Source organism: Pedobacter sp. GQ55 (assembly GCF_059758925.1).
The window spans coordinates 816,245-831,978 of record NZ_JCAXEI010000003.1; the positions used below are offsets into that span (position 1 = coordinate 816,245).

The 15,734-nt window shown below is 42.1% G+C and carries 8 protein-coding genes; 3 read left to right on the plus strand and 5 right to left on the minus strand.

Annotated features, from left to right (window positions below; translation table 11 throughout):
- The 3 genes from AC6CH7_RS12565 to AC6CH7_RS12575 all read right to left on the minus strand — a co-directional run bounded on the left by AC6CH7_RS12565 (window position 1) and on the right by AC6CH7_RS12575 (window position 5,133).
- Window positions 1–3,348, minus strand: coding sequence for a TonB-dependent receptor (locus AC6CH7_RS12565; RefSeq protein ID WP_498263050.1), 3,348 nt, complete (start codon window positions 3,346–3,348; stop codon window positions 1–3).
- Between the two features lie 74 nt (window positions 3,349–3,422).
- Window positions 3,423–4,547: a FecR family protein gene (locus AC6CH7_RS12570; protein WP_498263051.1), complete on the minus strand. Its 1,125-nt coding sequence runs from the start codon at window positions 4,545–4,547 to the stop codon at window positions 3,423–3,425.
- 43 nt (window positions 4,548–4,590) lie between these two features.
- Window positions 4,591–5,133: an RNA polymerase sigma factor gene (locus AC6CH7_RS12575; RefSeq protein WP_498263052.1), complete on the minus strand. Its 543-nt coding sequence runs from the start codon at window positions 5,131–5,133 to the stop codon at window positions 4,591–4,593.
- 305 nt (window positions 5,134–5,438) lie between these two features.
- On the opposite strand from AC6CH7_RS12575, the gene AC6CH7_RS12580 reads away from it, so the two are divergent.
- Window positions 5,439–7,046, plus strand: coding sequence for a discoidin domain-containing protein (locus tag AC6CH7_RS12580; RefSeq protein WP_498263053.1), 1,608 nt, complete (start codon window positions 5,439–5,441; stop codon window positions 7,044–7,046).
- 73 nt (window positions 7,047–7,119) lie between these two features.
- On the opposite strand, the gene AC6CH7_RS12585 is transcribed toward AC6CH7_RS12580, so the two are convergent.
- Window positions 7,120–9,246, minus strand: a complete 2,127-nt coding sequence (locus AC6CH7_RS12585) for an outer membrane beta-barrel protein (RefSeq protein ID WP_498263054.1) — start codon at window positions 9,244–9,246, stop codon at window positions 7,120–7,122.
- Between the two features lie 179 nt (window positions 9,247–9,425).
- Here AC6CH7_RS12585 and AC6CH7_RS12590 point away from each other — a divergent pair, with 179 nt between their 5' ends.
- Together AC6CH7_RS12590 and AC6CH7_RS12595 are read left to right on the plus strand one after the other, a co-directional pair.
- A complete protein-coding gene (locus AC6CH7_RS12590) occupies window positions 9,426–10,457 on the plus strand; it encodes a sensor histidine kinase (protein WP_498263055.1) in 1,032 nt (343 codons plus the stop codon).
- On the plus strand, window positions 10,444–11,154 hold the full coding sequence (locus AC6CH7_RS12595) for a LytR/AlgR family response regulator transcription factor (RefSeq protein WP_498263056.1): 711 nt from the start codon (window positions 10,444–10,446) through the stop codon (window positions 11,152–11,154). The genes AC6CH7_RS12590 and AC6CH7_RS12595 overlap by 14 nt, the downstream gene beginning before the upstream one ends.
- A gap of 7 nt (window positions 11,155–11,161) precedes the next feature.
- Here AC6CH7_RS12595 and AC6CH7_RS12600 read toward each other — a convergent pair whose 3' ends face one another.
- Entirely contained in the window at window positions 11,162–15,649 is a 4,488-nt protein-coding gene (locus AC6CH7_RS12600; protein ID WP_498263057.1) for a beta-L-arabinofuranosidase domain-containing protein, read from the minus strand.
- Window positions 15,650–15,734 lie beyond the last annotated feature (85 nt).

Sequence of the window (15,734 nt, forward strand, 5' to 3'; positions counted from 1 at the left end):
TTAAAATGTAACATCTAAACCAAAAGTGTATAACTTAACCTGGGGATAGATATTTCCCGGGCCTACCGGTGCTTCTACATCATATCCATTAAGAAAACGATCGAATGAAGCTACGTTAGAACCATTTGCAAAAACTCTAAGTCGGTTAATACTTAGCCTCTTAATAATATTAGCAGGTAACGTGTAACCTATCTGGACATTTTTGATGCGTAAATATGATGCATCTCTTAACCAGAAGGTTGATGCCTGCTCATTATTCGACTCACCAAAAGCCAGACGCGGATATTTGGCATTAGGATTTTCCGGAGTCCAGCGATCTTTATTTTCTTCTCGAATTGTTCCTCCAAGCAGCCCACCAACATTGAATGGCAAAACACCCGGGCCGTTTACATAACCGTTGGCTTTGCCAACGCCTTGTAATAGTACTGAAAGATCGAAACCTTTATATGAGGCCCCTATGTTTGAAGCAAAAGTGAATCTGGGTATAACACTACCCATTATAATTTTGTCACTTTCATTGATCAGACCGTCGCCATTTTGATCTTTATATTTGATATCACCGGCTTTAACCGTACCAAACTGTTTTGCATGAGCAGCTGCTTCCTCATCGGATGCGAAAAAGCCTTGTGCCTGGTAACCAAAAAGTGAATTGATGGAATAACCTTCGCGGTTTACATTTACATTGGCGGTCTGGCTGATGCCTTTCATGTCTATTATGGTATTTTTCACATCAGATAGGTTGACACTCACGTTATAATTGAAGTCTTTGACGTTCCCTTTATAAACTATACCCAATTCCCAACCCTTGTTATCAACAGTCCCTGCATTTTGAAAGGGAGCGCCCAACCCAAGGCTTAATGGAATATCTAGCCGCAAAAGTATATCTCTGGTACGCCTTTGGTAATAATCGGCAGTAATGCTTAGATTATTCAAAAGTGTTAAATCAATACCAATATTTTTTTCTTCAGTAGTTTCCCATGAAATATTCTTATTGGCCATGGCTTTTAATGTTGCCGTGTTGGCGATCTGTTTACCCAAAGCCGTAGATTCAAACTCAAGAGCAGTAATTGAAGGATAGGTACCAATGAGCTGATTCCCTAGTCTACCCCAGGAAAGCCTCAATTTGGCTTCGTTTATGGTATTTTTTAATCCACTAAAAAAACCCTCTTCCGAGATCCTCCATCCTACTGATGCTGAGGGGAAAAATCCATACTTATTTCCTTCTGCAAAGCGGGAGGACCCATCATACCGTGCATTGAGTTCCAATAGGTATTTTCCCTTGTAGCTATAGTTTAATCTGCTGAACAGGGATTGCAATGCCCATTCTTCTGCACTTCCAGTGGCAGTTTGATTTAAAGCAGAGCCGCCATTTAGTATTGGATATTCCGGAAGGATATAGGTGTCTCTATACCCCTGTATCCATTCTGAATAGAAATCTTCTCTGGATCCTCCTACAAGAAATTTAAGGCTATGGTCATTAAAGGTTTTGCTGGCCGTAAGGGTAGCGCGCATGTTGTTAAAAAAAGACTGCGATTGGTTTTGAGTAAGCGATGTTAATGCAGGGGTAAGGAAGCTCGGACTACCATCTGGCAAATAAGACTGGATTGCCTCCTTGAACCTTTTATTAGATGACAATGCATATTTTGGAGAATAAGCTGCCTCTGCCTCCAGCCATTCAACTGGCTTATAGTTAACAATAGCATTAATACTTCCAAATGGACCCCTTACTCTGTTGGTGCCTCCGTCTCTACTTACGGAGATTGGATTAGTACCATTCCAACCCACTCCCCATTGTCCCCTTTCAGTAATGCCGATCTGATTTGCCGGAATTCCGTTCATCCACTGAAATATCTCACCTGAGCCAATATTAGCATCTGTAGAAGCTGAAGGTTCAGTAGAGATAGCATTCACGTACTGGAGATCGACCTTGGCCGTAAGTTTTTCAGAAAAAGTAATATCGGCATTATTACGTATGGTGTAACGCTTGAAACCTGAATTTTCAATGATGCCTTTCTGATCGAAAAGTCCGAATGACCCTAATAGTTTTACTTTTTGTGTTCCACCTTGAATGGTCAAAAAATGACTTTGTTGTAATCCAGAACCAGTTAAGGTTTCCTTTTGCCAATCGGTATTCGGATATAGATCAGAACTGACACCATTTTGTTCTCTATACTTTTGGATCAGCGCATCTGAATAGAGCGGTGTCCGGCCGGTATTAGCGTATGCTTCATTGATTAGCAACATGTAATCCAGCGCATCTACCAGTTTCGGCATGTTAGTTGGATCTTGCCAGCCAATATAGTTGTTATAAGAAATACTGACCTGATCATTATTTGCCCTTTTTGTAGTAATCAGAATTACGCCATTTGCAGCTCTGGAACCATAAATTGAAGAAGATGCCGCATCCTTAAGAATGGATATGGATTCTATTAAATTGGGATCTATATTATTCATAGAGCCTTCAATACCATCGATCATCACTAATGGGTTGGCACCCAAAACCGCATCAGCGCTGCTCAATGTTCCTACCCCACGAACCCTTATTGTAGCCCCGTCACTACCCGGTCTGCCTGAGTTTTGTTTTACGGTAACTCCTGGAGCCATGCCTTGTAAAGCGGCTGAGGTTTGCCCCATTGGCCGTGTAGCCAGATCTTTTCCTGAAACCACAGATACAGCCCCTGTTAAGTTCACTTTTTTCTGTGTTCCATAACCAACCACCACAACCTCTGTTAAATCCGTATCATCGGTCTGCAGTTTTACATTGATACTGGTTTGATTACCCACAAGAATTTCCTGTGAAGTATAACCAACATAGGAAAACAGTAAGGTGTTTCCGCTATTGGCTTCAATTGAATAACGCCCATTCTGATCAGTAACAGTTCCTGCATTGGTTTCTTTAACCTTTACGCCTACTCCTGGCATCGCCATTCCCGAAGCATCGGTTACCGTTCCTCCAATTTTTTGACGTGCATTGTTTACTTTGCCCTGGTCTGCTTTATTATCGACAGGAACAGCTGGTGCGGCTGCTTTTTGCAGTACAATGTACTTTTCTTTAACCACCCAGCTAAGCCCTTTGCTTTTAAGCGTGGAGTTTAATACTTCTGCCAGTTCGGTCTGATTAAAGTCAACAGTGATTTTTTCGGTATCGTCCAGCAGTTTATTACTGTAGAATACGGTTAAACCCGTTTGTTTTTTAATGGTTTTAAATAATGTGGCAATGGTAATGTTCTTGCCTTTGAGGCTGATCTTGCTGATGCCTTGCGTGTTTGCGCGAACTGGCAATAAAATAAACAAGATCAAAATAACCGGCAAAGATAACCGGCCTAATCGGGTAAGTTTTTTAAGCATACATTTAAAGTTTATAAAAGGTTTGCTCTAAGACGCAGCTTTTACCCGAATGGGTGAATGGTATTAAAAAAATATTACCTGAAGGTCAATATTCCATTTTTAAGCTCGGCTTGCATACCTGAGGTAAGTTTCAAATTACTGATTACTACATCCAGGGGCAGGTTTTTGTCAATCTCGCCAGTAAAGGTTTGCTGGGAAACTGCTGGTGTTTGCCAGGCAATTTTTACATCAAACCAGCGATTTAAGACCTGCGAGATCTGGGATAGTGGTTGGTTGTGGAAGGAATAAGTACCGTTTCGCCAGGAAAGTACTTCTTGCGCATCAAACGTTTTGATCTCCAGATTCTCTTTTCCGATTACAGCTTCCTCTCCAGGTTTTAATTTAATAACCTGATTATCTTTTTTGGCCGACACAGACCCCTCCACTAGCGCTGCAGTGAAATTCTGAGCGGTATACGCATTTACATTAAAAGAAGTTCCATGCACATGTACATCGGCATAAGAAGTATGTACAATAAATTCTTGTTGTGGGTTCTTTGCTACTTCAAAATAGGCCTCTCCGGTTAAATAAACCTCCCTTGTTTGTTTTCCGAACTGGAAAGGAAAACGAAGACTGGATGCTGCATTCATCCACACTGTGGTACCATCTGACAGTTTAATTTTATAGTCTTTGGTAACCGGAACAAATAGGGTTGCCCACTGCTTGCTATCAGCATTATCGGCAGTATAGCTTAGCTCCTTCTGTTTGGTATTGATTTGCGTTTGTCCTAATTTAATCTGCTTATTATTGGAAAGATCGACCGCTTTTCCCTGATCCGTTTTAAGGTATACTTCTTTAAATGCCTGATCCTGAAGTGATGTTTGGGTTTGATTGGTGGAGCTGAAATACCATGCAAATGGAAGAGCAATGGCCAGCATTGCAGCAATACCACTTAAGGCCCATCTGTTTCTGCTGAAAAATGAACCAGGCTGCTGGTGCAGGCTTACGCTTGTTTTCTCCCAGGCCTGATCAGGATTTAGTCCGGACAGGAATACTGCTGCTTTGGGGCTTCCCATTTTTGCTTTCAATACCTCCCAGAACTTTCGCACTTCGGCGTGGCTTGAAATGGCATGCTCGGCAACAAGGTTATCCTGTTCACTGATCGTTCCTGCTATCTTTTCAAATAAAAGACCTTGTATATATTCCTCGTTATACTCCATTACTACACATTAGACGCAATTAAGCGATTATCAGGTGAATATTTCATTTAAAATTAATGAGTTTTTTCTGCAAGGCCTTTACAGCCAGCTTTAAATGGGTTTTTATGGAGTTTACAGAGAGGCCCATTTCCTCTGCTGCTTCCTTATATTTTTTATCTTCCAGGTACACCAGCTTAAATGCCTTTTGGCGCTGAGTTGGCAATTGTTCAAATATGAGATCAAACTTTCCCTGGTAATCGTTTTCCTGATTTGTTTCCTGATCCTGGTCTCCCTGCCAGCTTTGTTCTTCTGTATACGCGTTAAGCTTACGCTCAGATACCTTCTTATCTCTGAGAACTGTTAAGCAACGATTGTGAACTGAGCGTAGCAAATAAGCCTTTATTGAGGTATTGATGGATAGGAAAAGCTTTTTCTGCCAGATAGCAATAAAAAGGTTCTGAACCAGGTCCTCGGCCTCCATATCATCCTCCAGCATAAAATACGCTTTGGTGGAAAGAACCTTATAATATTTCTTAAAAATCAACTCATAAGCGGTGTAATCTCCGTCTTTAAGTTGTTCCAGTAATATTTGGTCTTCATCTTCCATTATGAACTCAGGTAAACTAAAGATATAAGTTCAAATGAATAATATCAAAATTTTACACAAACGTTTGCATAAATTTTCGGCAAGCAGAAGCGTTTTTAGTTAATTCTTTGCAAAAAAAATTCAAATGGGGAAATGTTATTTGGAAATCTACTGGCGTAATTTTAAGCAAAGCAGGGACATTCTGTTGAGACATGGGGCTTTAAAGCCTTTATCAAACGCTTGCGCAGCAGTTGTAACACCTTGACTTACAACATTGCTGGATACTTTATTACTTTTTCACATCAATTCATCCTAAACCAAATTTTATGAAAAAAAGTAATCTTTTATTAGCGTGCGTTTTTTGCAGTATTCTTTTCACATTTTCATGTAAGAAGGCAGAACACATCCAATCAGAAGAAAAAGCTTTGTCGGTTCACGACTCCACTGCTGAAATTATTACCCAAACCCGAAATGTAAACATTGTTTACTTTGTGCCCAGTGACCTGGATACATTGGCGGGCTACCAAAAGAGATTGAGCGACCTGTTATTGTGGACCCAGGAATGGTACAAACAGGAAATGAACCGCAATGGTTATGGCTATAAAACTTTCGGTCTTGCAAACGACGGTTCAAATGGTGTAAAAATCATTACGATAAGAGGTAGCTTGCCTAAAAGCGGCTATCCATACTCAGGCGGTTCGGGAGCTGTAGCAAGTGAAGTGAATGCTTACTTTGCTGCTCACCCGGCTGACAATACCAGCGACCATACGCTGATCATTATACCAAGATATTCCATTGGCGCCAATGGCACGCCTAGCGGTGGCCCTTTTTATGGTACCGGCAGGTGGTGTTATGCGTTGGACTATGAAGAAATGGACATCCAGAACCTTGGCAAAACGGACGCTATTGGTAATCGATTCAGCGTATGGTTTGGCGGCATGGTTCATGAACTAGGCCATGGACTGAACTTGCCGCATAACAGGCAAAAGGTTTCGGAAGATGCTACGCTAGGTATGGCTTTAATGTGGGCGGGCAATGGTACACTAGGTAAAAGCCCTACTTTCTTGACTGCAGTAGACGCGGCAGTTTTAAACACCAATCAGGTATTTAACAACAATAGCAATACCTACTATGGTCCGGTAACATCGGGCATCAATAAAATATATGCAAGCTATTCAAGCGCGCAGGCTTCGATTGTGGTATCGGGTAAATTTACGTCGACCGGCAATGTAACGAGCATACTCTATTTTAATGATCCTAACGTGAACAACGAGGGTACGGGTGTAAATCACGACTACAATGCCATCGGCTGGGAATCGAAAAAAATAGGTACTGACAGCTTTAGGGTGGTAATACCTATTGCCGATCTGGTAGAAAAGGCAGACGGGATTCCATATGAATTAAAGGTTAAACTGGTGCATGACAATGGTACTGTTAGCCAGCAGATCTATAGCTATACATTTGCAGGTGGGATTCCTGTTTTAAATTTCAGTACCAGAAACGAGCTTAGTAAAACAGGTTGGAGCATTGCTTCATTCAGTTCTGAAGAAACAAGCGGTGAAGGTGCCGTAAATGGCAGGGCCAGCACATTGATTGATGGAAGTGGAAGCACTTACTGGCATTCGCGCTGGTCAAGTTCAGCAACCTCCTACCCTCATAATGTGGTGATAGATCTGGGATCTTCTAAAACAGCGAATGGTCTTAGCTTAACTCAACGAAGTGGTTTGAGCCGTGCCGTTAAGAATTTCGAGGTGCTGACCAGCACAGATGGCATCAATTTTACTTCAGTAAACAACTATGTTGCAGCAAATGCAGACGGACCTCAATACTTTGATTTTGGAAGTGCAAAAACTTTCAGGTATTTAAAGGTTATCGCCAACTCTGCACATGATGGATTACAGTTTGCGGCTTTAGCCGAACTGGGATTGTACTAATTAGGAGGAGTTAGTTAATAGTAACATCCTCCTGGCCGGTTGGTCAGGAGGATTGTTATTTTAGACCGTAGACTTACAAGCCTTTAATCCTGTTCTGTTCATCCCGAGCGCCATTCCGGTCTCTGAGCCTCTTGTTGTTCTTGGCATTTTTGCTGATCCTGTAACTGAAAGAAAGCATAACCGTTCTGCTGTCCTGCCTGTTTCTAAATGTAGCACTGGAACCAACTACATTATGGATACTGCCTTTACGTATGGCTGAATAGAATAAATCGCTGCCATTAACCCCTATAGAACCATTACCTGAAAACAGTTGCTTTTTAACTCCTGCTCTAATGCCCCCTATCCCAAAAGTTGTTACCTGATTTGAATAATTGCGCCCCCCCCAGTCAAAAGCGAGGTCAGCACTCCAGGTTTTGCTTAAAGAAAAGCGGTTATACCAGTTAAATGACTGCATAACTACGGCTGTATCTACAGTAATCCCGTTGAACTCAGATTGTAAATGTACCCGCTCCGGATTGACCGTAAAATCGGCATTCCACCATTTGAAAATATCCTGATTATACGAAAGCAGCAGCCCTGTTATGATAACAGACCCCACATTTTCAGGTCTCTTGATATATACATCATTAATGGCTTTGATAACAGGGCTGCTGGTATTGGACATAAACGAATAATAAACGTTGGTGGTCAGTTTATCTTTAAATACATGAGTGAGCTGAATATTATTGGTAAACTCGGGGCTAAGAAATGGATTGCCGGACTCTTGATTATACATTTGCACGACCATAAGAAAAGGATTCAGCTGATCATATGCCGGTCTGTTGATGCGTTTTCCGTAGCTTAAAAAGAACTGATTCTGATTAGTAGAATCGGGCTTATAGGAAAGGAAGAATGACGGAAAAGCATTGAAGTAATTCCTTACAAAGGATGAATCGGATTTTTGTATGTTCCCCAGCTGATGCCCTTTGGAACTGGTATGTTCCACCCTAAGCCCCACCTTAATACCAAGCTTACCAAATTCACGGTACCCTTCGATATACAAGGCATTTATGTTTTCGCGATATAAGAATGCGTTTGTTCTGTTATAATCTGGTTGTTCCAACTCGGCAGCACCAGAAAAGTAGTTGGCCTGATTATCTGTTTTTATAAAGCTTGATTTTAGACCCGCACTGAGTTTGTAATGATTTTTTAAAGAGAATGAATAATCGGCCCGGGCCGAAAAGATATCTATTGTTCTTGGAAGATTCCCCCTGATGCGTTCTAAACCCAATGCCTGGCCAGAGGCAGTGTAACTATTGTTGCCAAAAAGCTGGTTGTTGGCGGAATTGTAATGTGTATAATCGACATCCATACTGAGCTCAGTTCCTGTACTATCGAACTGGTGCAACATATTTAAATTCATTGTACCGTTTTTGAACAAGCTGTTTACGCTATGACTTGAGTTTACAATAGCGTCCAAGTCTCGATTGCCCTTCATCATTAAGTTTCGGGTACCTCCATCTTCGTTAACACGATTCCTTAACCCGTTGAAAATAAAACCAATGGTAGTTCTTTTGTTCAGGTAATAATCGACTCCTACTTTTACATTGCTGTTGTGCCTGCTGTAAAGTATTTCGCCTTGCTGTTCCAGTATTGAAGCTAAGCCCCCTGTTTCATTTTTAAAGCTTCGGGTTGCCGAGGAATTCTGGAAATCTTTAGGGCTACCGGCCCCCACATTTGTGAAAAGGTTTAGTTTGTTTATCCGATAGTTAAAATTAAAGGAGCCATTTATTTTTCTGTAAATCCCCTTTCCACCATTTAAGGTTATACCGGTATTGAAACCCTCCTGCCTACTTTTTTTCGTTAAGATATTGATAACGCCACCACTGCCTGCTGCATCGTACCTGGCCGGAGGATTAGGGATCAGCTCGACCTTATCTAATTGATCTGTTCCCATCGTTTTTAAATACGACACCAGATCGGCACCGGACAAATAGGTTAACTTGCCATCGATATAAACCGTGGCTCCCTTACCCATCAGGTTAATTGCACCTTCTTCGGTAACCCTTAGGCCAGGCAAGCGGCCCAGGAGCTCAAACGCGTTGGTGCCAGCAACGTTAATAAGGCCTTCAACATTTACGATAGTGCGGTCAATTTTACGCTCTATGGCCTTTTTACGGGTGGTAATTTTTACTTCTTTAAGGTCTGTTGTTTGAGCCATGGAAGAAGTTGCGATTAGACAGAGTATTATAAAAATTTTCATCATAATTAGCATTAAGTTTCAACCAAATTAGCTCCGCGGGGCTTTCAGGAAAAGACTAATCGGTGAACAACGCGATGTCCTCGACAAACGCTTAGAAAGGGGCATATAGCCATCCGTTAAATAATGTAATTTTGAGTATGAAGAAAAACCTCTGGCTTCTGCTGGTTACCTTTATTGTTTTTTACCTGTTAATTCATGCGAGTGGGCACCTGCCAGGCTTACTCCGCGGGAAATGGACGCTGGTAGATGAACGCAGCATCGCCGTGCAATTGCTAAATTTAGTGACTGATATCAGTATCTCGTTCCTGTTCGTGTTGTCAACCTATCTGGTAATGCATAAGTACTATCCAACAAGGAGGTATATGCATTTAGCGATTACTATAGGGTTGATTATAAGCGTTTGTTTTGCGATTTGTCTTTTCACCAGTTACGTAGTAACTATAGCACTATCGCTTGATCCTATAAGATTAAGCCTCTTTTTTAGAAATAACATACTCATCTATGTATTAAACACCATTTTTGCAATGGTATTCTATTTAATAAGGTACACCCAGCAAAAAGAACTAGAGCAAAAGGAAAGAGAACTTCAGAACCGCTCTTCAGAACTTTCTTTCCTTCGATCGCAGGTAAACCCTCATTTCCTGTTCAACAACCTCAATAACATTTATTCTCTGGCTTATCACAAATCGGAACAAACACTTCCTGCAATAGCGGGACTTTCGGAGTTGCTGAGGTATATGCTTTACGACAGCAGTGAACGGGTAGTGCTTAAACAAGAAATCAGTTATATAGAAAAATACATTTCGCTGCAGCAATTGCGCTTTGAAGATCCAGTGAACGTTAAAATAAACATAACCGGAAACATAGAAGAAATGAGCTTGCCCCCGTTGCTTTTAATACCCTTTGTAGAGAATGCTTTTAAACATGGCAGGGTGATGGCAGATGCGGAATGGTTATGGATAGATATCGATGTACTGAGTGCAGACAGGCTGCTGTTTTCTTGTACCAATACCAAAATGGATAAGCGTAAAGACCTTACCGGGGGCATTGGAATAGACAATGTAACAAAGAGACTTGAACTGCTTTTTAAAGGACGTTACGAATTGGATATCAGAGATAATGAGCATCAATTTACAGTTAAACTTGACCTGAATAATGAAGAATGGTAACGGCCTGCGCTGTATAATACTCGATGATGAGATCCATGCCGTTAAGTTACTGGCAGACTATGTATTGCGCACAAATGAACTTGAGCTGGTATTAAAAACTACTGACCCTGCTGCTGCTATAGCTCATATTAACAGTGGTAATGCTGATCTGATTTTTCTGGATATACAAATGCCTGAGCTTACTGGTATTGAGGTGATGAACATTATTAGGGAAACGCAAACAAAGGTGATCCTTACCACAGCCTTTTCGGATTATGCCTTAAGTGGTTTTGAGTACGATGTAATTGATTACTTAATGAAGCCCGTCACTTTTGAAAGATTTTTGATTGCAGTAAACAAGGCTAAGAAACGAATGAATTTAAGCGCTCCGGAGGCGATGGAACCCGACCATATTTTCATTAAGGTAGAGCACAGGCTGCAGAAAATCTTATTTTCATCAATCCACTACATCGAAGGCCTGGGCGATTACATCAGTTTTCATACCTCAGGAGGCAGATTGCTCTCATTAGAGCGCATGAAACACATTGAATTGATCCTACCCCAACATCTTTTTTTAAGGATACACAAATCGTATATCATTAACACCAGCCACATAGATTTTGTAGAGCGAGGGAGGATTGTGATCGATAAGAACTACCTGCCAATTGGCGAAACCTATAAGGGTATGGTAAATAAGAAGTTGGGGCTTAAAAGTTAAAGTCTGCTTATCTCTTAAATTTTAAAATGGTATAAGAATTTGCCGGGAAGCTATATTTAGGTACATCTCCAGTTAGATTTACCTTTGAGCTTACTGTTTTATACCGTTCAGGTTCTGAAGGGGTATTCTTTGAAGTAAGTTCACCCGACAGCACATAAACATCGGTCTCTGGATTTCTACCTTCAAATCCGTTAAGCTCAATTGCAGTAGTAATGGCATCGGTACTGGTATTTACAATGTGTAATGCCAAGGTCTTCTCATCTTCGCTACGCGCTGCTGTTACATCCAGAGCGCCTTCTACTTTACTTAAAACACATAAGGGTAAAAAGTTCTCAGCCTGCATCTTCTGTGAATAAAATGGCGGCATCCCCCATGCCTTGCCTGCAGTGAAGAAGATCTGACCCTGATCCCAGTCGTTGTCATTCTGCTGATAAGGTTGCAGTGCGTTGGCAGGGCTTGAAGTGAGTACAAATTCATTATGTCTGCGGATTGCATTCAGATTAGTAGCATGCCCCAATGCGCGCTGAATATCATGCTTACTGCCATTCTCTTCAAAAACGGCAACTTTCATTTGGGTTGCCGGATCCCATTGCTTAAACATACGTTGCATATCAGCAAGTTGCTTATCCGTATCCAGACCTGCCTTTGGATCATCACCACCTACATGGAGGTCCCAATAATCGGCTTTTCCGTTAAGTTCCCTGAATACGTACTCCATATGAGGAGATTCAGGACGCCACCAGGCTGCATGCACGAATTTTAAAGAGCTATCTTTCTTTTTCATGGCTGCATACAAGAGATTAAAACGTGCTACATATTCCTCATATGCTTTTTTGTTATCGCCGTTAAAAATAACCTCCTCATTCCCGATCTCTATATATTTTACTCCGTAAGGTTTAGGATGCCCGTTTTTGGCGCGCTTTGCCCCCCATTCTGTATCCACATTTCCATTAAGGTATTCTACCATATCAGCTACATCCTCTGGTGTTTCATAGATATTTATGGCAAAACAAGGTGTTATTGTCGTTGTTTCACAAAACTTAAGAAACTCTTCTATACCAAAACCATTGGTGGTATACCAATTCCAGTGGCCACGATATGGAGGTCGTTTGTCGGGATCACCGATCATTTTTTTGAATCTGTATTCCGGGGAATTCACCATAGTTCCTGCATAACGCAAAAATGTTAGCCCTTGCGACACCAAGATATTGCCAATGTCGGCCCGAATTGGCAAGCCTCTAAACTGATCTTTACCAGTGCCCATGAGTACTGCCTGATCTACCCACAGTTTGCCCTTTGAAGAAATATAGATAGCCAGTCTCGCATTGTTGTCTGCGGTATTAGAAGTTAGTGTAAATGGATACTTCTTCCAGTTGGCACCGACACCGTTTAGTTTTTTGATTGCATATGTTTTGCTGCCATCAGCGCTTTCAAGCGCGATGCTTACAGGGCCGGTTAGCTTTTCTGCCTTCAAGTATACCCTTCCCTGAAAAGTTTGCCCCTTATGCAACGCAATCCCCCAACGGTTCAAACTCCTGTTGGCTACTCCTACTTTTCCTGCACCAGCAGCAAAGGTTATTACCTGTGATTTTTTTCCATTATAGGCGACATTGCTGTCGAGCTCAAAACTGGCCTTTACCTGTCCAGAGCTAATAATATCCCAGTTATAACTCAGCTGTTCACCAGCAGCGTTGACAAGTCTGAGTCGCTCAGTTTTTCCGTTTTCCTGTATGGTGACATTCCTGAACTCCATCGCTGATCTCCAGGTGCGCAATCCTAGCTTTCCTTTAAGCAAGGGGTTACGCTCATCCTTAAAGGAAAGCATCTGTTGCCCATTAAGGAAAACTTCAATCTCGGTTCCTTTTAGAACCACCTTTACTTTATTCCAGCTTTCGGGATCAAAACTAGCAGCAGCTTCTTTAAGCGATTCAAAGTTTTGCACGTGCTTTCCAAGGGCTATCTTTTTACCGTCTCTGCTCAGGCTGACCTCATATCCATCAAAAGCATCATCACCCACACCCGCATTGGCTACCCGAACCAGCAGTGCGCCACTTTCTCCTTTTCCGGTAAATCTGATCTCGGCTTGAACAGTACCATTAGTTAGTTCTTTTGGCTCATAGATCAATTTCGCACTGTGATCTGGCTCTACACCTATTTGATGCGAACTGGTCATGAATACTTCACTATTTGTGTTTCTGCCAGGGATAATGGCAACAGCACCGTCTTTTGCCGTCCAATAGCCCGTAAATCTTTTCCATTGGTTATGATTTACACCAGTAGAAGGTTCTTCAAAGCTCTCGCCGAATATGCGCTGGTCATAAAAGCCTCCGTAGATTTCGTGGTTCACATCTTCAATATTTGAACCGTAGATCAGCGGGCTTAATTTATTTTGGATTTGACCGACATCTACCTTAATGCGTGCAGTTTGAGGAAGCGGCAGCCAAACTTTATAGCCTTTTGCAGCTCTGTTTCCAACAGCATAGTAAGGAATAGCGGTAAAAGTTTTACCGTCAGCTGTTTTGCCGGTAACCACATTCACACCCTTTAGCAGGGTGCCTTTGTATTGCGATTGCAATGCTGCAGTAGTGTCTATCTGCAACTGTTCAACATTAGTGTTATCTGCTGCCTCGAGGCTGTAAACGATAGGCCCTGACGCTATTGCAACGCTATTCCTTAAATCTTTCACTTGACTATTTGCAGTAACAAAACGCGGCGTCATAGGCAACTGGAGTTCCACCTGGTCACCTTTCTTCCATTTGCGGCTGATTACAGCATAGCCATTGTTCATTGTGGTTTTGGCAGGGCTGCCGTTTACAAGTAGCGCATACGATGATGGCAGATCGGAACGGTAGAGGTCGTAAGGATTTTCTTTTCCCCTTGCCCATCCCGGAATGCGAAGGCTTAAACTAAAGGCCGATTCCTTTTCTGGATCTACATTTAGGCTAATCTTTCCCTCCCAGGGGTAATTGGTTTTCTGCGAAATGGCGATCAGGGTTTTGTTGGACAGGCGGATATTGGCATCACTGCCGATAAACATGTTGACAAACACGCGATCGCCCGAAGATGCGTAGATGTAGTTTGGCAATTCAGAAACCATTTTTAAGAACATGGGTGGGCAGCATGGGCAGGAATGCCATGCCCATCTTGAATGATCATGTGCGTTGAGTGGGTTTTGGTAAGTATACTGGTCACCCGAAAGAGAGACGCCAGTAAGTACATTGTTGTACAGGACGCGTTCAAACTCGTCCATATACTTTCCATCTCCGGTGAGTTCATTCATGCGCTGACTGAAAAATCCTGCACCTACAGCGGCACAAGTTTCCAGATAGGCATCAGTTGGAAGGTAATAATCGGGTCCGAATTTCTCGTCGTGCGCAATGGCGCCAACACCACCCGTAACGAACATACGGCGGCCAACCATATTGTCCCACAGCTGATCTGCTGCTTGTGTGTACCGAGAATCATGACTCTCAAGCGCTACGGCTGTAATACCTGTAGCCAGTAAAGTAGCACGCACCGCATGACCTTCTATGGTTTTCTGTTTGAAAACAGATATGGAATCCTGCGCGTAATCGCCCCAGGTAGGGCGAGTGGCACTTGTTACCCTTCCTTCCTTATATTTTTGATCCTTGATCCACTTTTCTGATTTGTCGTTACCCCAGGTTTGCCAAAGCGGGTAGTTGATGTGGTTACCGCGATTTCCGATCCAGAATCTTACCAGTTCGTAATAAGCCTTTTCATTTACCGGAACCCCCATTTTCTTTTTAAGGCCAGGGTTGTCTTTATATAGCCAGTACAATTTCATAACGGCTTCTTCTGGGCCCGAGTGGGCTGGCACTATGTTTCTTTTGGGAATAGGCCCCATCAGGTTACTCATGTAATTTGCAAACCGGGTAGCAACTTCGAGCAATTTGGTTTTACCTGTGGCATTATAATAGTGAACGCCTGCCTCTATGAGCATACCTGCATTATAAACATCGTGCTGGTAACGTAAAAGACCACCGTTATCTCCCCAGTGATGGGTGGGTTCCATTAGATCGGTATAGGTGTTGAGATATCCGTTAGGATCGGCCTTTTGAGCTGCATAGATGCGATCTATATACCCATCAAGTCGTGCCTGTAATAGTGGATCGGGATGCTGGATGGTGAGGTCACCTATTCCGCGAATGCTTTCATAGATCAAACCATCAAACCAAGGCAAGCCTGCATGTCCGCCTGTTCCTTTTTTTCCCTGGGCAATCTTATCGAAATTCTTAAACACATTATTATTTTCCTGCTCTTTTACAGGAAGGTGTTGTCCTTCAAACTTATTCAGCACATCGTTGGCGGTTGTGGTTCTCCAAAGCTCGAATTTAGGACTCCAGAAAGCGTCGTTTATGTTTGCTTTAAGGCTTTGAGTAAGCTGGACATTCTGGTTAACACCAGAGGTTTGTGCCATGCTATCGGTAAAAAGAGCAGTGGTAATGCCGATGCTTAATAAGAAATGGTATTTCATTGTGTGTGTGGTTAGGTCTGTAAATATATAAATATTTTATAACTGGTACGAACTGGTACGATTTTTTATTTTTTATTTATGATGT